The following is a 19,775-nucleotide window of genomic DNA, read 5'->3' as shown; positions in this document are numbered from 1 at the left end:
CCCCTTGGTATAGAAGGCGCGTAAATCGATTGAAAACATCGAGCGGAGCAAGGATTTCATGGCCGGCAGCAAATGCATCGCATTGATCGCGCATGATCAGAAAAAAGATGCGATGGCAGAATTTGCGCGGCGTAACGAAGCCGCCCTTGCCGATTGGAACATCGTCGCCACGGGCACGACAGGCGGCCGCGTGCTGGATGCCTGCCCGGACCTCAAGGTCACCCGGCTGAAAAGCGGCCCGCTCGGTGGCGACCAGCAGATCGGCGCGCTCATCGCCACCGGCGAGATCGATATGCTCGTCTTCTTCATCGATCCCCTCACCCCCATGCCGCACGACGTCGACGTGAAGGCATTGACGCGGCTTGCCGTTCTCTACGACATTCCGATGGCGCTCAACGAATCCACTGCCGAGCGGCTGATCAAAACCCTGAACCATTAATCCGCCTTGCCGGCGGCAGACCACGGACCTGGCCATGCCCGAGCTCAATCACAGCGATGCCCCCCTGCCTTTCCCAATCCTGATCGGCGATATCGGCGGCACCAATGCGCGTTTCTCCATCCTCGTCGATGCGGACTCCGAACAGGAGCACTTCCCGGTCGTGCAGACGGCGAATTTCGCCACGATCGACGATGCGATCAAGCTCGCCCTCGAAAACAGCAAGGTTCGGCCCCGCTCGGCAATTCTTGCCATGGCAGGTCCCGTGCAGGGTGACGAGATTCCGTTGACCAATTGCGATTGGGTGATCCGTCCGAAGACGATGATCGCCAATCTCGGCATCGAGGACGTGCTCGTCATCAACGACTTCGAGGCGCAGGCGCTCGCGATCGCCGAGATTTCCGATGAGCATCGCCAGACCATCGGCAAAGCTTCCGGTAACATGGTTGCATCGCGCGCCGTGCTCGGGCCGGGCACCGGTCTTGGCGTCGGAGCCCTGGTCCATACCCAGCATCAGTGGGTGCCAGTACCGGGCGAAGGCGGGCATATCGATCTCGGGCCACGCACGGAACGCGACCTGCAGATCTGGCCGCATCTGGAACCCATCGAAGGCCGCATCTCGGCCGAGCAGGTGATCTGCGGTCGCGGCCTGCAGAACCTCTATCATGCGATCTGCGCGGCTGACGGCATCGAACCGAGCCTGAAGGAGCCAGCTGACATCACCAACCACGCGCTTGCCGGCACCAACAGGCAGGCCGAGGAGACGCTGACGCTGTTCGTCACCTATCTTGGCCGCGTCGCCGGCGATATCGCCATGATCTTCATGGCGCGCGGCGGCGTCTATCTCTCGGGTGGCATTCCGCAGAAGATCCTGCCGGCGCTGCAGAAGCCGGAATTCCGCGCCGCCTTCGAGGACAAGGCACCGCACACGGAGCTGATGAAGACGATTCCGACCCATGTGGTCGTCAATCCGCTGGCAGCACTTTCCGGCCTTGCGATCTATGCCCGCAAACCGACAAGCTTTGGCCTTGCCACGGACGGCCGTCGCTGGCGGCGTTGATTGCTTGCCAAACAGCTCATGGTGCGCTGAAACCCGGCGCACCATACTTTTTGAAGGGGCCGGCATCCTCTATAATGGGCGCGGCTCCGCGATCGGCCTTAACCAGCCCGGCAGGCCACGTCTAGCCAAAGCCGTGCTAAGTCTTTAATAGAACCGCGAAAGCACGTGCCAGATGCGGCTCGCTTGGTTCAAGACAGGAAGCCGATTATTGAAATTGCCTGACCCGAAAAGCAAAAACGTCGACAGCGAAGCCATCACCGGCATGCTGAAGCGCATTATCGCCGAGAACGGCCGCGATCATATTCGCGGCTACGCCATCGCGATTACCTGCCTGATCCTCGTTGCGCTTTCGACTGCTTACATCGGCTACATCGTCAAATCTGTCATCGACAGCGCCTTCATCGCCCGCGATATCGTCGATGCCTGGAAAATCTGCTTCAGCATCTTCCTCGTTTTCGTGGTGCGCGGTTTTGCCGGATATTTCCAGTCGGTCATCCTGTCGAAGATCGGCAACAACATCATCGCCCGCTACCAGCGCCGCCTCTATTCGCACCTGATGACACTGTCGGTCGGCTTCTTCAACGAAGCGCGCTCCGCCCAGCTCGCCGCCCGCATCAGCCAGAACGTCTCTGGTATCCGCGATGTCATGAACCTGACGATCACGTCGACGGCGCGCGACCTCCTGACCTTCATCTCCTTGCTCTGCGTCATGGTCTTCCAGGACCCGGTGCTCAGCATTGCATTCGTCGTCATCGCGCCGCCGCTTTTCCTCACGCTACGCTATATTTCCAAGCGCCTGCGCGCTGCCACGCGCGACGCAGTGGTCCTGAACAGCCATGTGCTCGGCGCGATGCAGGAGACCATTCAAGGCGTTTCCATCGTCAAGGCCTTCACGATGGAAGAGGAGCTCGAACGCAAGATCAACAAGCTGATCACCGCTGCAGAGCACCGGCAGAACCGCATCGCCCGTCTTTCGGAGCGCAACGGACCGCTGATCGAAACGGTCGCCGGTTTTGCGATCGCCAGCCTTTTCGCCTATGCCGCCTACCGCTCGATCTACGACAATGTCTCGCCGGGCGTGTTCTTCTCCTTCGCCACCTCGCTGCTGCTCGCTTATGATCCGGCCCGCCGCCTTGCCAAGCTGCAGGTGCAGCTGGAGCGCGCGGTCGTCAACGCGCGGATGATCTATGAGCTGCTCGACATGGAGCCGCGCCAGCGCGACCTCCCCGATGCCAAACCGCTCGTCGTAACCGACGCTCGCATCGAATTTCGCGACGTTCATTTCGCCTATGGCGACGAGGCCGTCCTGTGCGGTGTCAACTTCACGGCCGAGGGTGGCCAGACCACCGCACTCGTCGGCCCTTCCGGCGCCGGCAAGTCCACTGTCATCAATCTCATCCCGCGCTTCTATGATCCCAAGGCTGGCAGCATCTTCATCGACGGGCAGGACATCGCGCATGTGACGAAACAGTCGCTGCGGGAACAGCTCGCCTATGTTTCGCAGCAGCCCTATCTCTTTGAAGGCACGATCCGCGACAATATCCGCTACGGCCGTCCGAACGCGACGGATGCCGAGATCGAGGATGCGGCGCGCCTTGCCTATGCCCATGATTTCATCGAAGCGCAGCCGATGGGCTACGAGACGCCCGTCGGCGAAAACGGCGTAACGCTGTCCGGCGGCCAGCGCCAGCGCCTGTCGATCGCCCGCGCGCTGGTGCGCAATGCGCCGATCCTGCTTCTGGACGAAGCGACCTCGGCGCTCGACACGGAATCCGAAGCGGCCGTGCAGAAGGCGCTGGAAGAAGCGATGAGCGGCCGCACGGTCGTCGTCATCGCCCATCGCCTGTCGACGGTTGTCCGTGCCGAGAAGATCGTCGTCATGCAGAACGGCCGCGTTGTCGAAGAAGGCAACCACGAGACGCTTGCGACATCGGACAATGGCCTCTACGCTCGGCTCAACAACCTGCAGCTACCGGCGATTTCAAGCAATTCCCGCAAATAGACGATAGAGACGACATGAGCGACGATGCGATGAAGCTGGTGGTGGTGGGCGCGGCGGGCCGCATGGGACAGGCTCTCATCCGCATCATTCACGCCACCGACGGCGTAACCCTGCATGCAGCCGTCGCCCGCCCCGGCTCCGCCTTCATCGGCAAGGATGCCGGCGAGATCGCCGGACTGGGGCCGATCGGCGTTCCCGTCACCGACGATCCGCTTGCCGCTTTCCTGCATGCCGAAGGCGTCATCGATTTTACGACGCCGGCAACCAGCGTCACCTTCGCCGGTCTCGCCGCCCAGGCGCGCATCGTCCATATCATCGGCACGACCGGATGTTCGGACGAGGACGAGGCGAAGTTCAAGGCTGCCGCACGCCATGCCCGTGTCGTCAAATCGGGCAATATGGGCCTTGGCATCAATCTTTTGAGCGTGCTCGTCGAACAGGCGGCGCGGGCACTGCCTTCGAACGACTGGGACATCGAGGTGCTGGAGATGCATCATCGGCACAAGGTCGATGCGCCCTCGGGCACGGCACTCCTGCTTGGCCAGGCGGCGGCGAAGGGCCGCGGCATCGATCTCAATGACAATTCCGTGCGCGTGCGCGACGGGCATACCGGTCCGCGCGCGACGGGCACGATCGGCTTTGCGACCCTGCGCGGCGGCGGCGTGGTCGGCGATCATTCGGTGATCTTCGCCAGCGAAAGCGAACGGCTGACGCTGTCGCACAATGCCGGCGACCGGTCGCTGTTTGCGCGCGGCGCGCTGCAGGCAGCACTCTGGGCGCGCGACAAGAAACCCGGCTTCTATTCCATGCTCGATGTTCTCGGGCTTTCCACACGTTGATCCGATCCTGGAGCGGATCGGCCTGGAACTGCCGATCCGCTCCAGCCTTTTGTTGTCTCGCAATTCCGGACGGAAAACCGCTACACACTTTTCCTGGAATTGCTTCATTAAGGAGAAATTTATGAGCGGCACTCTCGTTCTCGTTCGCCACGGGCAGAGCGACTGGAATTTGAAAAATCTCTTTACCGGCTGGAAGGATCCCGATCTGACGGCGCTCGGCATGGAAGAGGCCAAGACCGGTGGCAAGGCTCTGGCCGATTACGGTATCAAGTACGATATCGCCTTCACCTCGGCGCTGACGCGCGCGCAGCACACGCTGAAGATCATTCTCGATGAAATCGGCCAGCCCGGCCTTGAAACGATCAAGGATCAGGCGCTGAACGAGCGCGACTACGGCGATCTCTCCGGCCTCAACAAGGATGACGCCCGCGCCAAGTGGGGCGAGGAGCAGGTTCACATCTGGCGCCGCTCCTACGACGTTCCGCCGCCCGGCGGCGAAAGCCTGCGCGACACCGGCGCCCGCGTCTGGCCCTATTATCTCACGGAAATCCTGCCGCGCGTGCTTGCCGGCCAGAATGTGCTGGTCGCGGCGCACGGCAACTCGCTGCGCTCGCTCGTCATGGTTCTCGATCGCCTGAGCAAGGCGCAGATCCTCGAGCTCAACCTCGCGACCGGCGTGCCGATGGTCTACAAGCTGAAGGCCGATTCCACTGTCGCCTCGAAGGAAGTCCTCGGCGACATGTCCGGCGCGCATTGAGCGGCTAAAAGATAAACCACCCCTGGCCAGAATGGGCTCGGGGGTGGAGAATCCACCCCGATGTGTTACATTGCACTGCGCATGCAACACACGGATCGAGAGTGGCAGACGCGAAATTTACCTTCAGAGTTGAAGAAGAGTTGAAGGCGGCTTTCAGCGAGGCTGCGAAAGCGCATGATCAAATCGGTGCGCAGTTGCTCCGGGCTTTCATGCGCGATTATGTGCGGCGCCAACAAGATGCCGCCGAATATGACATATGGTTTCACCAGCAGGTTCAGGCCGGTCTTGCTTCCGCCAACGCCGGCAATCTGATTCCTGACGACAATATAGATGCTGAATTTGCCGCCTTGCGAGAAGAAACACGCCGCAAACTCAGCGGGCGTTCTTCGTGAAACTTGCGTGGACTCCCGAAGCAAGAGCTGATTGACGCGCCATATATACCGACATCGAGGCCGAGAACGCCTCCGCGGCAATCGCGCTGGACGAACTTTTTGCAAAACGGCCGAAACAGCTGATTACCCATCCAATGACGGGCCGGCCCGGCCGCGTGTCCGGGACACGAGAGCTTGTCGTACATCGAAACTATTTGCTGATTTACGATCTCGCAGGCGAGACGGTGCGCATAATCCGCATCCTGCATGCCGCACAGCAATGGCCGCCAAACGATTTTCAGCCGATTCCCTAGTGCGGCATCAAATCTCAACGGTGAAGCGCACTCTATCGGCGGCGAAGCGGGAAATCGAATATTGCACAGGGACATTATCGAGATCCGCATTGAGCGCCTGGGCGATGAGAACGATGGCGCCCGGGGATAATTGCAGATCGGTGAGGTCGCCTTCGTCGGCATGCGTCGCGGTGATCTCGGTGACGACGCGGACGTAATCGGGCACACCAAGCTCCTTGAATGCCTTGGTGATCGATCCGGTCGTCCGATAGATCTCGGCGATATCGCCGAAACGATCCGCCGGGAACCAGCTTGTTGCGCGCGATACCGGACGATGATCCGCCTGGCCCAGCGTTTCCAGCCGGATCAACGGCGTACCTGCCTTGAGCTTGAGCTGTTTGGCCAATTCGGCGCTGGCAGCTTCTTCGCCCGATGCAAGCAGCACGCTGCGGGTCTCACGTACCTGGTCGCCGATCCCTTGCGAAAATCGCGTGCGCCTTGAAATCGGGAAACTCAGTCGCTCCTTGCGCTCGATCAGCGTGCCGCGCCCCTGCACGGCGCGGACGATCCCCTCCTGCGCCAGTGCTGCGAGCGCACTCCTGATCGTGTGCCTGTTGACGCCGAACTGCAGCGCCAGCACCGTTTCCGGCGGCACCATGCCCGTCTCGTCGAAGTCGCCGTGGTTGATCGAGGTCCGGATCCGGTCGGCAATCTGCCGCCAGAGCGCCACGCCCGTCTGCCTCTGTATCTTCTGCCCTGCCATCTCGCCCACTCGCCCTGTCACACGCTTGTCACGACTCACTAATAAATATAAAACTATCTTGTATGGTTGTCTATATCAATAGACATTTAGAGGAAGGCGCGATGAATTCAGCACAGAGGCAGGAAGCGGCGGCACAGGAGCGTCGGGAACGGAAGCGCGTCGCCGATCTCTTGGCGCAGGCAGAACGCGACGAGCTAGAGGCTGCCTGGGAGGCATTGCCGAGCAAGCCGACGGTACAGCCGGTGCGCGGACCAGAGACAGGGCTCGTCATGGTGCGCGGCCGCATCGGCGGCGGCGGCTCCCCCTTCAACCTCGGCGAAGTCACGGTGACGCGCGCTACCGTCCGGTTGGCATCCAACACGATCGGCCACGCGCACGCGCTCGGCACGGATCGGGAAAAGGCCCGGCTTTCGGCCATTTTCGATGCACTCTGGCAGCAATCGGCCACGAAGGATTTCGTCGAAAAGGCTCTTCTGCAGCCGGTTACCGAGCGTATCGCCGAATATGACCGCAAGCGCGCCGAAGAGACGGCGGCAACCCGCGTCGATTTCTTCACCATGGTTCGCGGAGAAGATTGATGAGCCTTTCCAGCACTCCGACCTTCGGCAACGAGGCCCTGACCGGCGGTTTCACCGATCCGGTCTTCGACGCGCAAAGCGTCTTCAAGATGACGATGGATGCCATGGCACGTCCAGGCACCCTGCAGACCGTTGAGGCTGACGTCGCGCCGCCCGCTCCACTCGGTGTTGCCGCAGGCGCCATCGGCCTCACCCTTTGCGATCACGACACGCCTGTCTGGCTCTCCAACAGCCTGGCAAGATCAAGCCTGGCGGAATGGCTGGCCTTCCACACCGGAGCGCCCGTCATTTCAGAACGGCTGGAGGCGCAGTTCGCCTTCATCGAAGCCGGCATGGCGCTTTCCTCCTTCAGCCAGTTCGGCATCGGCACCCAGGAATATCCCGATCGGTCGACCACGATCGTTCTGGAAATCGAAAGCCTGGTGGGCGGCAAACAACTGGCGCTTTCAGGCCCTGGCATCAAGGATGTGACCATGATCGCCCCGATCGGGCTGCCGGATGCGCTGCTGCGTATCTGGAACGACAATCGCGCGCTCTTCCCGCGCGGCGTCGATCTCATCCTGACGGCGGGCCGGCAATTCATCTGCCTGCCGCGCACCACCAAGATCACCGCGACGGAGTTGTGACATATGTATGTTGCCGTTAAGGGCGGCGAAGCCGCCATCGCCAATGCTCACCGGCTGCTGGCCGACCGTCGCCGCGGCGACCGTTCGCTGCCGGCCGTCGGCATCGACCAGATCGTGGCGCAACTGGCACTCGCCGTCGATCGCGTCATGGCCGAAGCCTCGCTTTATGACCGGACGCTGGCCGCACTTGCCGTTCGCCAGGCGCGCGGCGACATGATCGAAGCGATCTTCCTGCTCAGAGCCTACCGCACCACGCTGCCGCGCTTCGGTTATTCCCAGCCGCTTGACACTTCAGCGATGAAGATCGAGCGCCGCATTTCCGCGACCTACAAGGATTTGCCGGGCGGTCAGCTTCTCGGCCCAACCTTCGACTACACGCACCGCCTGCTCGACCCCGGCCTTTTGACAGATGAGCCGGTGGATGAGCCGATGCAGCGGCCGGCCGAGGACGGCCGCGTGATGCGCGTCTCGGAAATTCTCGGCCAGGAAGGACTGATCGAAGACGATGGCACCATGCCTGTCGATCATGAGATCGGCGACCTGACGCGCGAGCCGTTGGAATTCCCGATGACCCGGGACCTTCGCCTGCAGGCGCTCGCCCGCGGCGACGAAGGCTTCCTGCTGGCACTCGGCTATTCGACCCAGCGCGGCTATGGCCGCACCCACCCCTTCACCGGCGAAATCCGCATCGGCGAAGTAGAGGTCGAATTTGAGGTGCCGGAACTCGGCTTTGCCGTTTCGCTCGGCCGCATCCAGGTAACGGAATGCCAGATGGTCAACCAGTTTAAAGGTTCGGCCAAGGCACCGCCGCAGTTCACCCGCGGCTACGGCCTCGTCTTTGGCCAAAGCGAGCGCAAGGCGATGGCGATGTCGCTGGTGGACCGGGCGCTGCGGGCAGAGGAACTCGGCGAAGACATCGTTGCGCCAGCTCAGGACGAGGAATTCGTCATTTCCCACTCCGACAATGTGCAGGCGACCGGCTTCGTCGAACATCTGAAGCTGCCGCATTATGTCGACTTCCAGGCCGAGCTCGACCTGGTGCGGCGCATGCGCCGCGACTTCGAGGCCGCTCGCGATCGCGGCATGGAACCCATGACGGAGGCAGCCGAATGACCGAACTCGCCACCTACAACTTCGCCTATCTCGATGAGCAGACCAAGCGGATGATCCGCCGTGCCATCCTGAAGGCGATCGCCATTCCCGGCTATCAGGTACCTTTCGCCTCCCGCGAAATGCCGATGCCTTACGGCTGGGGCACCGGCGGCGTGCAGCTGACGGCGGCGATCATCGGCCCGCAGGACGTGCTGAAGGTCATCGACCAGGGTGCCGACGACACGACCAATGCCGTCTCCATCCGCGCCTTCTTCCAGAAGGTCGCCAATGTCGCCGTCACCACCCGCACGGACGAGGCGACCATCATCCAGACGCGCCACCGCATTCCGGAAGCCAAACTCGGGCCGAACCAGGTGCTCGTCTATCAGGTGCCGATCCCGGAGCCGTTGCGCTTCCTGGAGCCTCGCGAGACCGAGACGCGCAAGATGCATGCGCTTGAGGAATATGGCCTCATGCATGTGAAGCTCTATGAGGATATCGCCCGCAACGGCCGCATAGCCACGACCTACGCCTATCCGGTCAAGGTCGCCGGCCGCTACGTGATGGACCCATCGCCGACGCCGAAGTTCGACAATCCGAAAATGCATCTGTCGGATGCGCTGCAGCTCTTCGGCGCCGGCCGCGAAAAACGCATCTATGCCGTGCCGCCCTACACCGAAGTCGTCAGCCTGGATTTCGAGGATCACCCCTTCGAAGTGCAGCGCTTCGACAAGCCCTGCGCGCTTTGCGGCGCCGAGCAGGTCTATCTTGACGAGGTGATCCTCGACGACAAGGGCGGCCGCATGTTCGTCTGCTCCGATACCGATTTCTGCGAGGATCGCCGCGCCCACGGCCATGCCGGGCCTATGCTGGCGTCAAATGGGCTCGCATCCAAGGAGGCTGCCGAATGAGTGACTCACCCCTTCTCAAGGTCAAGGACGTCTCGAAATTCTACGGCAGCCGCATCGGTTGCCGCGATGTGTCCTTCGAACTCTGGCCCGGCGAAGTGTTGGCTATCGTCGGCGAATCCGGCTCCGGCAAGACGACGCTGCTCAACTGCATCTCGACCCGGCTGCTGCCGACGACGGGCAGTGTCGAATACCACATGCGCGACGAGACCTATCGCGATCTTTTCCGCATGAACGAGGCCGAGCGCCGCTTCCTGATGCGCACCGACTGGGGCTTCGTGCATCAGAACCCGGCCGATGGCCTGCGTATGACGGTGTCCGCCGGCGCCAATGTCGGCGAGCGGCTGATGGCGATCGGCAACCGCCACTATGGCAACATCCGCAATACCGCCATCGACTGGCTCGAGCGGGTCGAGATCGACGCCGACCGCATCGACGACCAGCCCCGCGCCTTCTCCGGCGGCATGCGCCAGCGCCTGCAGATCGCCCGCAACCTTGTGACCGGCCCGCGCCTCGTCTTCATGGACGAGCCGACCGGCGGTCTTGACGTCTCGGTGCAGGCCCGCCTGCTCGATCTGGTGCGCGGCCTCGTCAACGATCTCGGCCTCTCCGCCATCATCGTAACCCACGATCTCGCGGTCGCCCGTCTCCTGTCGCATCGCATGATGGTGATGAAGGACGGCCAGGTGATCGAGCACGGTCTCACCGACCGCGTGCTCGATGATCCGCGCGAACCCTATACGCAACTGCTGGTCTCTTCGATCCTGCAGGTCTGAGGAAGAAACATGGCAACCCCACTCGTCGTTTCCGAAGTCTTCAAAAGCTTCACCATGCATCTGCGCGACGGCATTCGCCTGCCTGTTGTCGCCGATGTCTCCTTTTCCGTCGCTTCGGGCGAATGCGTCGTGCTCGGCGGCCCGTCGGGTATCGGCAAGAGCTCGCTCTTGAAAATGATCTATGGCAATTATGCCGTCGACAGCGGCCAGATCCTTGTCACGCACAAGGGCAGGATCGTCGATCTTGCGACAGCCGATCCGCGTACCGTGCTCGACGTCCGCCGCCAGACCATGGGGTATGTCAGCCAGTTCCTGCGCACGGTGCCGCGCGTTGCCGCTATCGATGTCGTCGCCGAGCCGCTGCTCGCCCGCGGTGTGAGCGTGACCGATGCCCGCGACAGGGCAGCAGAACTGCTTGCACGGCTGAACCTGCCCAGGGAACTCTGGCAGCTGCCGCCCGCCACCTTTTCCGGCGGCGAGCAGCAACGCGTCAACATCGCCCGCGGCTTCATCACCGATCACGCCATCCTGCTGCTCGACGAGCCCACCGCGTCGCTCGACGCCCGTAACCGGGCCGTCGTCGTCGACATGATCGAGCAGAAGAAGGAAGCCGGCGTCGCGCTGCTCGGCATCTTCCATGACGAGGAAGTGCGCGAAGCCGTCGGCAGCCGCATTCTCGACGTCTCGCAGTTCTCGCCGCGGAAGGCCGCCGCATGAGCCGCAAATTGGGCGAGACGCCCTTCATCAGCCCGTCGGCCAGCGTCAACAATTCGACGCTCGGCCGCTATACCGAAGTCTCCGACCGCTGCCGCATCGATGAAGTCGAGATGGGCGACTATTCCTACATCATGCAGGATGGTGCGGTCTGGTGCGCGACGATCGGCAAGTTCGTCAACATCGCCGCCGCCGTGCGCATCAATGCCACCAACCATCCGACATGGCGCGCGACGCTGCACCACTTCACCTATCGCGCCGCCGACTACTGGCCGGATGCCGATATGGAGACGGAGTTCTTCACCTGGCGGCGCGACAACCGGGTTGTGATCGGCCATGACGTCTGGATCGGGCATGGCGCGACCGTGCTGCCCGGCGTGACAGTCGGCAATGGTGCCGTCATCGGAGCCGGCGCCGTCGTTTCCAAGGACGTTGCGCCCTACACCATCGTCGGCGGTGTGCCGGCCAAGCTGATCCGCGAGCGTTTCACGTCCGAGGTCGGCGCGCGAATGGACAAGCTTTCATGGTGGGATTGGGATCACGATCGCCTACGCACAGCGCTTGCGGATTTCCGCGCCCTTTCGGCGGAGGAATTTCTGGATCGCTACGAAGCCTGAGAACGGTTTCCACCCTCATCGGACTTGCAAGGCGCTGACAAGCGATCCAGCTTAGCCGGTCCTTTCAATGCGGGATCGAGAGGAGTTTTCATGGCAAAGCAGTTTTCCAGCATCGACGATCGGCTGCGCGATTTCATCGCGCGGCAACACATCTTCTTCACGGCATCCGCAACATCGGATTCCCGTGTCAATGTTTCGCCCCGCGAGACACTGTGCCTGCGCATCATCTCTCCGAACACCGTCATCTATCTCGACCGCACCGGCAGCGGCAACGAAACATCAGCGCATATGAAGGCGGACGGACGGCTGACCGTCATGTTCTGCGCCGTCGAAGGGCCGCCGATGATCCTCCGCCTCTATGGCCGCGGGCGGATCATCCATCGATCGACACCCGAATATCGGGAACTGCTACACGATCATTATGCGGATCAGGAGCCGCTCGGCGCACGGCAGATTGTGTGGCTGGACTTCGATCTCGTACAAACGTCCTGCGGTTTCGGCGTGCCGCTTTTCACCTATGAAGGCGAACGGCCGAGCCTGGACCAATGGGCGAAAGCCAAGGGTCCCGACGGCATTGAGGAATACCGGCGCGAGAAGAACAGCTTCAGCATAGACGGTCTGCCGACCGGCATGTTTGACGGCTAAACTTAAAGGAAAGCTCTCAGCCGGCTAATCTTGCAAAATCGCCGGGAATTGTAACAGCAGTTACACAAAACTGACATTGGAGCTTCATGAAGCGGGACTAATCGGTTGCCTTGTGGTTGGCGCCAGCCCCCTCGAAACTCCTTTCGAGACAGGGGCACGCGCCCGTTCTTAGCACCGGTACCGCTGAAATTTCTGCAGCCCGGGAGCCGCGAAAGGGAAGCACTATGTTCGAACTCAGGAATGTCTCACGCCGGTTTGGTAACAAGCTCGCCGTCGATTCCGTGACTTTGGACATACCGCAGGGACAGATGGTCGGCGTCATCGGCCGTTCCGGCGCCGGCAAGTCGACGCTGCTGCGCATGATCAACCGTCTGGCCGATCCGAGTTCCGGCTCCATTCATTTCTCCGGCACCGAAGTCTCCAAGCTGACCGGTCGTGCACTGCGCAGCTGGCAGCGCGATTGCGCCATGATCTTCCAGCAGTTCAATCTGGTGCCGCGCCTCGACGTGCTCACCAACGTCATGCTCGGCCGCCTCAACCATCGTTCGACGATGCTGAGTCTCCTTTCGGTCTTCACCCGCGAGGAGCGCATCGAGGCGATTGCGGCGCTGGAGCGCCTCGGCATCGAGCAGACGGCACTGCAGATGGCCGGCACGCTTTCCGGCGGCCAGCAGCAACGCGTTGCCATCGCCCGTGCCCTGATGCAGCAGCCGAAGATGATGCTGGCCGACGAGCCGATCGCCTCGCTCGATCCGCTGAACGCCAAGATCGTCATGGATGCGCTGCGCGATATCAATGAGCGCGAAGGCATCACCGTCATCACCAATCTGCATACGCTGGATACGGCGCGCAACTACTGCGAACGCATCGTCGGCATGGCGGCCGGCAAAGTCGTCTTCGACGGCAAGCCGGCCGATCTGACGGCAGCCGCCGTCAAGGAAATCTACGGCACCGACAAGGACGGCGCCGGCATCGACGAGACCATGACGTCGACATCGATCAACATTGCCGATCCAGCCGTGCAAGCCGCGGCGACTGAATCTGCCGGCCCGCAACCGCTGGCACTGGCCGGTCTCTGAGAGGGACGGCCGGGATCGAAGGCCCGCGTCAAGGGCGCATTTCTTCTATCAGACCGAAGACATCCGGGGACACCGGTTAATCAGGAGACGAACCCATGTTGAAGAAAGCACTCTTTGCCGCTACGGCGCTTGTTGCGCTCGCAGTCGGCGCTGCTGCCAACGCAGCAGACCTCAAGGAATTGCGCATCGGCATTCTCGGCGGCGAAAACGAAGCCGATCGCCTGCGCAATTACGCCTGCCTTTCCGACCACCTGAAGAAGGAATTCGGTTTCGAGAAGGTTTCGCTGTTCCCGGCCGCCGACTATAACGGCGTTATCCAGGGCCTGCTCGGCGGCACGCTCGACTTCGCCGAACTCGGCGCGTCCGGCTACGCAGCCGTCGCCATCAAGGACCCGAAGGCCGTTACCCCGATCCTGACGACGCAGCAGACCGACGGTTCAACCGGCTACTACTCGATCGGCCTCGCCCTCAAGTCTTCCGGCATCAAGACGATCATGGACGCCAAGGGTAAGAAGCTCGGCTACGCCGACCCGGACTCCACCTCGGGCTACCTTGTTCCGCTGACGCAGATTCCGAAGACCACCGGCGTGCCGAACGACAAGTTCTTCGGCTCGACCCAGTTTAATGGCGGCCATGAGAACAACCTGCTCGCCGCTTACGACGGCAAGGTCGATGTTGCTGTCGACGACTCCTCGGGTGTTGGCGATTTCAAGGACGGCTTCACCTCCGGTACCTTCCGCAAGGAAGTCGACAAGGGCGCCGTAGATCCGAACAAGCTCGTCGAAGTCTGGCGTTCGCCGCTGATCCCGAACGGCCCGCTCGTCGTTCGCAACGCTCTCGGCACCGAATGGCAGACGAAGCTGACGGACTTCTTCATGAAGCTCCCGACGGCTGACGCCAAGTGCTTCAACGCCATCGAAGGCGGCGACTTCAAGGGCTACGTCAAGGTTACTCCGGACTTCTACAACGCCGTCATCGACGTTCGTAAGGCTGCCATCGGCGGCTGATCCGCATTCCTATAATTGGGCGGCCGGCAACGGCCGCCCTTTTGCTATTCACACCCTTTGCTATTCACAAGGGCAGGATTTCATGACGATCGCCGATACGCACCCGAACATGCAAAGCGCGCCACAGAGCGCCAAGGAGATCGGCGACGCCTGGAGCAAGATGGTGGCCAAGCGCCGCTTCTACACCGGCATCGGTCTCGTGATCCTGCTCGTCGCCTTCGTCAGCTCGGTGCGCTTCGCCGACGAAAACAACGCCGGGCATTTCTTTGACCGCCTGCCGCATCTCTTCGATTTCCTGAGCTGGCTCATTCCGAAGGACTGGGCCGACGTCTACCGCGCGCTCTTCGACCTGCCGAGCCCGAACGGGGCCAATGGCGCCGGCGGCGAGGAATTCAATTTCCCGCTCGGTCGCGTCTATGTCTGGGGCGATTTCTATATCCCCGAATATTTCGAGCTGATGATCATCACGATCAACGTGGCACTGGTATCGACCATCATCGGCTTCGTCTTTGCCGTACCCTTGAGCTTCTTTGCCGCCCGCAACATGTCGCCGTCCCATCCGATCCGGCTGGTGACGAAGCGCATCATGGAACTTCTGCGCGCCTTTCCGGAAATCGTCATCGCCGGCCTGTTTTCGGCGATCTTGTCGATCGGCCCGATCGCCGCGATCATCGCCGTCGGCCTGCATACGATCGGCGCGCTTGGCAAGCTCTTCTACGAAGTGGTCGAGAATATCGACATGAAGCCTGACGAAGGCATGCGTGCCGTCGGCGCGAGCTGGAGCGAGCGCGTGCGCTTTGCCGCCCTGCCGCAAGTGCTGCCGAACTTCATGTCCTACGCGTTGCTGCGTCTGGAGATCAACGTTCGCGCCTCAACCATCATCGGCGCCGTCGGCGGCGGCGGCATCGGCGAGGAGCTCAAACTTGCGATTTCACGCGGTTTCGGCGCCAAGACATTGGCGCTGGTGCTGCTTCTCTTCCTGACGATCATCGCCGTCGACCAGTTTTCCGCATGGCTCCGCCGCCGCCTCGTCGGCGAGCATGCCTTCCTTTTGCAGCATTGAGGTTATCCATGTCCGTCATCGACGCCGGCCGCATGCAGGAAATCGAAGCGCGTTACCCGGAAGTTCTTCACCGGTCCTTCCGCCAGCGCTTCGGCGCGCTGATGATCTTCATCGGCGTCATCCTCTACGGCATCTATGCCGTGTGGTTCTTCGACCTGCCGAAGGTCATTTCGGAAGCGCATTGGGAGCGCGTCGGCATCTATCTCAGCGAATGGGTGAGCTATGACGTGCAGCCGGAATTCCGCATCTCCGGAGACAAGATCAGCATCAAATATCCGCGCTTTTCGCCCCTGGGCGATAATCCAAACCCGGACTGGGTGAAGACCAATCCCGATGGCAGCATGACCGTTTCTGTCAGCGGCACAAGCCGCACGGTAACCGTCACCAAGACGCAGGCCATCGTGACCGCGCATGGCATCACGATTCCGATCGATATTGCCGGCGATGTGCCGAAAATCGTCGGTTCCGAGCCCGTTCCAAGCTGGATGACCGTCTATGACGACAATATTCTCGTCAATCTCGGCTTTGCAGGCGACGCCAGCATTTCCACCGACCGCGTGAAGATCCGCAAGCGGTTCATCGGCTGGGCCAACTTCGTCTTCGATACGCATTCGCCCTTCTTCGACAAGCCGGCGAGCGAAGTCATCAGCCTGATCGTTTCGGGGCCGCGGCTCGATCCTGCTCAGTCCAATCTCTCGCTGGCCTTCGACAATATCTGGAACAATGGCGCATGGCAGCATGGCGACGTCTGGACCAAGCTGTTCCAGACCATCGTCATGGCCTTCCTCGGCACGCTGCTGGGCTCGCTCGCGGCCTTCCCACTCGCCTTCCTGGCGGCTCGCAACATCACGCCGAGCCGACTCGTCAACCAGATCCTCAAGCGCTTCTTCGATTTCCTGCGTTCGGTCGACATGCTGATCTGGGCGCTGTTCCTGACGCGCGCCTTCGGCCCCGGCCCGCTCGCGGGCAGCGGCGCGATCTTCCTCACCGAGACGGGCACGCTTGGCAAGCTCTATTCCGAGGGCCTCGAGAACATCGACAACAAGCCGCGCGAAGGCGTGAAATCCACCGGTTCGCCGACCATTCTCGTGCATCGCTACGGGATCATGCCGCAGATCGTGCCCGTCATCGTCAGCCAGACGCTCTACCAGTGGGAATCGAACGTGCGCGGCGCGACCATCATCGGCGCCGTCGGCGCGGGCGGCATCGGCCTCAAACTTTGGGAAGCAATGCGCACCAATGCCAACTGGGAAAACGTCGCCTATATGGTGCTGCTGATCCTCATCGTTGTCTTCCTGTTCGACGCCGCATCCAACGCCCTGCGCTCTCGGCTGATGGGCACGCGAACGAAATAAAAAAGAACGGGAAAAAATCGTTCCGCATCATCATTCTGTCACGGGAATCCGATAGCGCAGGCCGGCAAGACCGCAGCGGCCAAGCTGGCTTTAGCCGGATTCGAACCGTTGCTGCCTTGCTGCTCTTGCGGTTTGTCGCAAATCACCCAACAGTGTCTCGCGCAGCCGATTTTTCCAAGGAATGCAGCCTTGCGCTATGCTCTCTATTTCACGCCGCCCAAAGACGATCCGTTGACATCTCTCGCTGCCCGCTGGCTGGGCCGCGATGCATTTTCGAATGAGATTTTTTCAGACAAGGCCATGGCGCCGCTGCCGGAAGGTCATGCCGAGCTGACGGCCGATCCGCGCCGCTACGGCTTCCATGCCACGCTGAAGGCGCCGTTCGAGCTAGCCGCTTCTGTGACCGAGCGCGATCTCCTCGAAGTCGCCGCCGAATTCGCCTCGCAAACCAAGGCTTTCACCATTCCGGAGCTGGTGCTTGGCCAGCTCGGCCATTTCTTTGCGCTCGTTCCCGGTTCCGTTTACCAGCCGCTGCAGGATTTCGCCTCGCGCGTCGTCAAGACCTTCGAGCCATTCCGCGCGCCGCTGTCGGATCACGATATCGCGCGACGCAAGCCGGAAGGCCTGACCGAGCCGCAGCGCGCCAATCTGCTGCGCTGGGGCTATCCTTACGTCAACGACGAATTCCGCTTCCACATGACGCTGACGGGACGCGTACCTTCCGAGCGTCAGCCCGAATTGCAGGCAATCCTCGCCGAGCGCTTCGCCGAACATACCGGCAAGCCGCTCGATATCTCCGGCCTCGCCGTCTTCGTCGAAGAAGAGCGTAGTGCTCCCTTTACCGTCCGTTCCTGGCTGCCGCTTGCCGGCGCCTAATATGAAAGAGCCGATATGACCAAAGAAACCGTCCTTTCCAACGCCCGCATCGTCCTCGAAGACAAGATCGTCGAAGGTTCCGTGCTGATTCGCGACGGTCGCATTGCCGCCATTTCCGAGGGCAAGTCCGATATCGGCGAAGATTTCGAGGGCGATTTTCTGATCCCTGGTCTGGTCGAGCTGCATACCGACCATCTCGAGGCGCACTATTCTCCGCGCCCGGGCGTGCGGTGGAATAAGACGGCGGCGATCCAGGCGCATGATGCCCAGATCGTCACCTCGGGCATCACGACCGTGTTCGACTGCCTACGCATGGGCTCGGACGAGGACGGCGGTTTCGAAAAGGGCGAGATGCGTGATATGGCCGATGCCATCCAGGCCGCCCAAAGCGAAGATCGCCTGCGCGCCGATCACCTGATCCATCTGCGCTGCGAAGTCTCCTCCGACAACGTGCTCGACCACTTCCAGGATTTCGAGAAGGACCCTTACGTGCGTCTGGTCTCGCTGATGGACCATGCACCGGGTCAGCGCCAGTTCCAGACCATGGATCAGTATATCTTCTACTATCAGAAGAAGCGCGGGCTCAGCGACGAGGCCTTTGCCAAGTTCGTCGCCAAGCGCCAGGAGGAATCGGCCAAGTATGCTACGCCGCATCGCGACGCGATCTCCAAGGTCTGCGCCGATCGCGGCATCACCGTTGCCAGCCATGACGACGCGACGCTTGCCCATGTCGACGAAGCCATCAACTACGGCGTTCGCCTCGCCGAATTCCCGACCAGTATCGATGCCGCCAAGGCTTCGCACGGCGCCGGCATGAGCGTGCTGATGGGCGCGCCGAACATCGTCCGCGGCAAGTCGCATTCGGGCAATATCGCCGCCCGCGATCTGGCCGAACTCGGCGTCCTTGACGTGCTGTCTTCCGACTATGTGCCACTCAGCCTGCTGCATGCACCCTTCATCTTGGCTGATGAGGTTGAGGGCATTTCGCTGCCGCAGGCGATTGCCATGGTGACGGCGACGCCGGCAAAGACGGTCAGTCTCAATGACCGCGGCCGCATTGCCGAAGGGCTGCGGGCGGATCTCGTGCGCGTTCGCCGCGATCACGGCGTGCCGGTCACGCGCTCCGTCTGGCGAGAAGGGCGGCGGGTCGCATGAGCCCGGAAACCAAGATCAAGCCGGCTAACCTCGGCCTGACGGATGCGACAGCAGGCACGCTGGCCGTCGTTGTCGGGCCGAGCGGCGCCGGCAAGGATACACTGATGAATCTGGCCGCCCGGCATTTTGCCGGCCGGTCTGACGTGCATTTCGTCCGCCGCGTCATCACGCGGGACGGCGATGCCGGCAATGAAGACCACAGAAGCGTTTCCGAAGCTGACTTCGATGGAATGGAGCAAGCCGGCGCCTTTGCCGTTTCCTGGGAGGCGCATGGGCTGAAATACGGCATTCCGGCTGAAGTCACCGATGAACTCGCTCGCGGCAATCTGGTCATCGCCAATGGCTCGCGCTCGGCGCTTCACCGCTTCCAGGCCGCATTTCCGCGGCTGAAGGTCATCAACATCACGGCGTCCCGCGAAGTGCTGGCCGAACGACTGATGGCGCGCGGACGCGAGAGCCGCGAAGATGTGCTGAAGCGTCTGGAGAGAAGCGCACTGACCGTTCAGGGCAGCTACGACGTCGCCGATATCGACAATAGCGGCACGCTCGAAGAGGCCGAACGCGCCATTATTTCCGTCCTGGAAACGCTGGTCCGCAAATAGTCTGATGGCGACAATCGAAGATCATTCGACCCGCCACACATCCTCATAACCCTGATCGTCGATGATGAACCGCGTTCCGACCGGAAGCCGGAGGTATTTGACTACGCCAGGCAACAGCTCGCTTAGGTGGGCTGTGTGAACAGGCTGGTAAAAGTCTTCGG

23 protein-coding genes are annotated in these 19,775 nt (G+C 61.7%); 22 read left to right on the top strand and 1 reads right to left on the bottom strand.

From position 1 onward, the window contains the following. The first annotated feature begins 58 nt into the window (after nucleotides 1-58). From FBZ97_RS30375 to FBZ97_RS30345, 7 genes are all read left to right on the top strand, one after another. Nucleotides 59-439, top strand: a complete 381-nt coding sequence (locus FBZ97_RS30375; protein ID WP_113330590.1) for a methylglyoxal synthase — start codon at nucleotides 59-61, stop codon at nucleotides 437-439. A gap of 34 nt (nucleotides 440-473) precedes the next feature. Beyond that, nucleotides 474-1,496 carry a glucokinase gene (locus FBZ97_RS30370; protein WP_113390795.1) on the top strand — a complete coding sequence of 341 codons (1,023 nt, stop codon included), beginning with the start codon at nucleotides 474-476 and terminating at the stop codon, nucleotides 1,494-1,496. A 208-nt stretch (nucleotides 1,497-1,704) separates the two neighbouring features. Further along, complete coding sequence (locus tag FBZ97_RS30365; protein WP_113390794.1) at nucleotides 1,705-3,498, top strand: ABC transporter ATP-binding protein; 1,794 nt, start codon at nucleotides 1,705-1,707, stop codon at nucleotides 3,496-3,498. Between the two features lie 14 nt (nucleotides 3,499-3,512). Continuing rightward, complete coding sequence (gene dapB / locus FBZ97_RS30360) at nucleotides 3,513-4,337, top strand: 4-hydroxy-tetrahydrodipicolinate reductase (protein WP_113390793.1); 825 nt, start codon at nucleotides 3,513-3,515, stop codon at nucleotides 4,335-4,337. Between the two features lie 121 nt (nucleotides 4,338-4,458). Beyond that, the gene (locus FBZ97_RS30355) at nucleotides 4,459-5,094 is read left to right on the top strand and encodes a 2,3-bisphosphoglycerate-dependent phosphoglycerate mutase (RefSeq protein ID WP_113333851.1); all 636 of its coding nucleotides are present in this window, start codon (nucleotides 4,459-4,461) and stop codon (nucleotides 5,092-5,094) included. 101 nt (nucleotides 5,095-5,195) lie between these two features. Beyond that, entirely contained in the window at nucleotides 5,196-5,486 is a 291-nt protein-coding gene (locus tag FBZ97_RS30350; RefSeq protein WP_113390792.1) for a hypothetical protein, read from the top strand. Between the two features lie 41 nt (nucleotides 5,487-5,527). Beyond that, complete coding sequence (locus tag FBZ97_RS30345; protein ID WP_113333853.1) at nucleotides 5,528-5,779, top strand: type II toxin-antitoxin system RelE/ParE family toxin; 252 nt, start codon at nucleotides 5,528-5,530, stop codon at nucleotides 5,777-5,779. Between the two features lie 7 nt (nucleotides 5,780-5,786). Here the strand turns inward: FBZ97_RS30345 and phnF are convergent, their stop codons facing one another. Then, the gene (phnF, locus tag FBZ97_RS30340) at nucleotides 5,787-6,521 is read right to left on the bottom strand and encodes a phosphonate metabolism transcriptional regulator PhnF (protein ID WP_113333854.1); all 735 of its coding nucleotides are present in this window, start codon (nucleotides 6,519-6,521) and stop codon (nucleotides 5,787-5,789) included. Nucleotides 6,522-6,622: 101 nt separating this feature from the next. On the opposite strand from phnF, the gene phnG reads away from it, so the two are divergent. The 15 genes from phnG to phnN all read left to right on the top strand — a co-directional run bounded on the left by phnG (nucleotide 6,623) and on the right by phnN (nucleotide 19,614). Further along, the gene (gene phnG, locus FBZ97_RS30335; RefSeq protein WP_113333855.1) at nucleotides 6,623-7,099 is read left to right on the top strand and encodes a phosphonate C-P lyase system protein PhnG; all 477 of its coding nucleotides are present in this window, start codon (nucleotides 6,623-6,625) and stop codon (nucleotides 7,097-7,099) included. Further along, nucleotides 7,099-7,725: a phosphonate C-P lyase system protein PhnH gene (gene phnH / locus FBZ97_RS30330; RefSeq protein ID WP_113333856.1), complete on the top strand. Its 627-nt coding sequence runs from the start codon at nucleotides 7,099-7,101 to the stop codon at nucleotides 7,723-7,725. The genes phnG and phnH overlap by 1 nt, the downstream gene beginning before the upstream one ends. A gap of 3 nt (nucleotides 7,726-7,728) precedes the next feature. Continuing rightward, nucleotides 7,729-8,838 (top strand): carbon-phosphorus lyase complex subunit PhnI, encoded by a 1,110-nt coding sequence (locus FBZ97_RS30325; RefSeq protein WP_145323284.1) that lies wholly within the window; start codon nucleotides 7,729-7,731, stop codon nucleotides 8,836-8,838. Then, a complete protein-coding gene (locus FBZ97_RS30320) occupies nucleotides 8,835-9,728 on the top strand; it encodes an alpha-D-ribose 1-methylphosphonate 5-phosphate C-P-lyase PhnJ (protein ID WP_113333858.1) in 894 nt (297 codons plus the stop codon). The genes FBZ97_RS30325 and FBZ97_RS30320 overlap by 4 nt, the downstream gene beginning before the upstream one ends. Beyond that, nucleotides 9,725-10,501 (top strand): phosphonate C-P lyase system protein PhnK, encoded by a 777-nt coding sequence (gene phnK / locus FBZ97_RS30315; RefSeq protein ID WP_015338361.1) that lies wholly within the window; start codon nucleotides 9,725-9,727, stop codon nucleotides 10,499-10,501. The genes FBZ97_RS30320 and phnK overlap by 4 nt, the downstream gene beginning before the upstream one ends. Nucleotides 10,502-10,510: 9 nt before the next feature. Next, nucleotides 10,511-11,218, top strand: a complete 708-nt coding sequence (phnL, locus tag FBZ97_RS30310) for a phosphonate C-P lyase system protein PhnL (protein ID WP_113333859.1) — start codon at nucleotides 10,511-10,513, stop codon at nucleotides 11,216-11,218. Further along, entirely contained in the window at nucleotides 11,215-11,832 is a 618-nt protein-coding gene (locus tag FBZ97_RS30305) for a DapH/DapD/GlmU-related protein (protein ID WP_113333860.1), read from the top strand. The genes phnL and FBZ97_RS30305 overlap by 4 nt, the downstream gene beginning before the upstream one ends. Before the next feature lie 90 nt (nucleotides 11,833-11,922). Continuing rightward, nucleotides 11,923-12,477: a pyridoxamine 5'-phosphate oxidase family protein gene (locus FBZ97_RS30300; protein ID WP_113333861.1), complete on the top strand. Its 555-nt coding sequence runs from the start codon at nucleotides 11,923-11,925 to the stop codon at nucleotides 12,475-12,477. Between the two features lie 224 nt (nucleotides 12,478-12,701). After that, entirely contained in the window at nucleotides 12,702-13,556 is an 855-nt protein-coding gene (phnC, locus tag FBZ97_RS30295) for a phosphonate ABC transporter ATP-binding protein (RefSeq protein WP_112722839.1), read from the top strand. 95 nt (nucleotides 13,557-13,651) lie between these two features. Then, the gene (phnD, locus tag FBZ97_RS30290; protein ID WP_113333862.1) at nucleotides 13,652-14,563 is read left to right on the top strand and encodes a phosphonate ABC transporter substrate-binding protein; all 912 of its coding nucleotides are present in this window, start codon (nucleotides 13,652-13,654) and stop codon (nucleotides 14,561-14,563) included. Between the two features lie 82 nt (nucleotides 14,564-14,645). After that, nucleotides 14,646-15,626, top strand: coding sequence for a phosphonate ABC transporter, permease protein PhnE (gene phnE / locus FBZ97_RS30285; protein ID WP_113351507.1), 981 nt, complete (start codon nucleotides 14,646-14,648; stop codon nucleotides 15,624-15,626). 8 nt (nucleotides 15,627-15,634) lie between these two features. After that, a complete protein-coding gene (gene phnE / locus FBZ97_RS30280) occupies nucleotides 15,635-16,981 on the top strand; it encodes a phosphonate ABC transporter, permease protein PhnE (protein WP_113333864.1) in 1,347 nt (448 codons plus the stop codon). A 189-nt stretch (nucleotides 16,982-17,170) separates the two neighbouring features. Next, nucleotides 17,171-17,857, top strand: coding sequence for a DUF1045 domain-containing protein (locus tag FBZ97_RS30275; RefSeq protein ID WP_113351508.1), 687 nt, complete (start codon nucleotides 17,171-17,173; stop codon nucleotides 17,855-17,857). A gap of 15 nt (nucleotides 17,858-17,872) precedes the next feature. Further along, on the top strand, nucleotides 17,873-19,012 hold the full coding sequence (locus FBZ97_RS30270) for an alpha-D-ribose 1-methylphosphonate 5-triphosphate diphosphatase (protein WP_113351509.1): 1,140 nt from the start codon (nucleotides 17,873-17,875) through the stop codon (nucleotides 19,010-19,012). After that, entirely contained in the window at nucleotides 19,009-19,614 is a 606-nt protein-coding gene (gene phnN / locus FBZ97_RS30265; RefSeq protein ID WP_113351510.1) for a phosphonate metabolism protein/1,5-bisphosphokinase (PRPP-forming) PhnN, read from the top strand. Before FBZ97_RS30270 ends, phnN begins: the two co-directional genes overlap by 4 nt. Nucleotides 19,615-19,775: the final 161 nt, after the last annotated feature.

Source organism: Rhizobium sp. ERR 942, assembly GCF_007828395.1.
Lineage (GTDB): Bacteria > Pseudomonadota > Alphaproteobacteria > Rhizobiales > Rhizobiaceae > Rhizobium > Rhizobium dioscoreae.
Note: the sequence above shows the minus strand (reverse complement) of the source record. Positions and strands in the feature narration are given on the sequence as shown.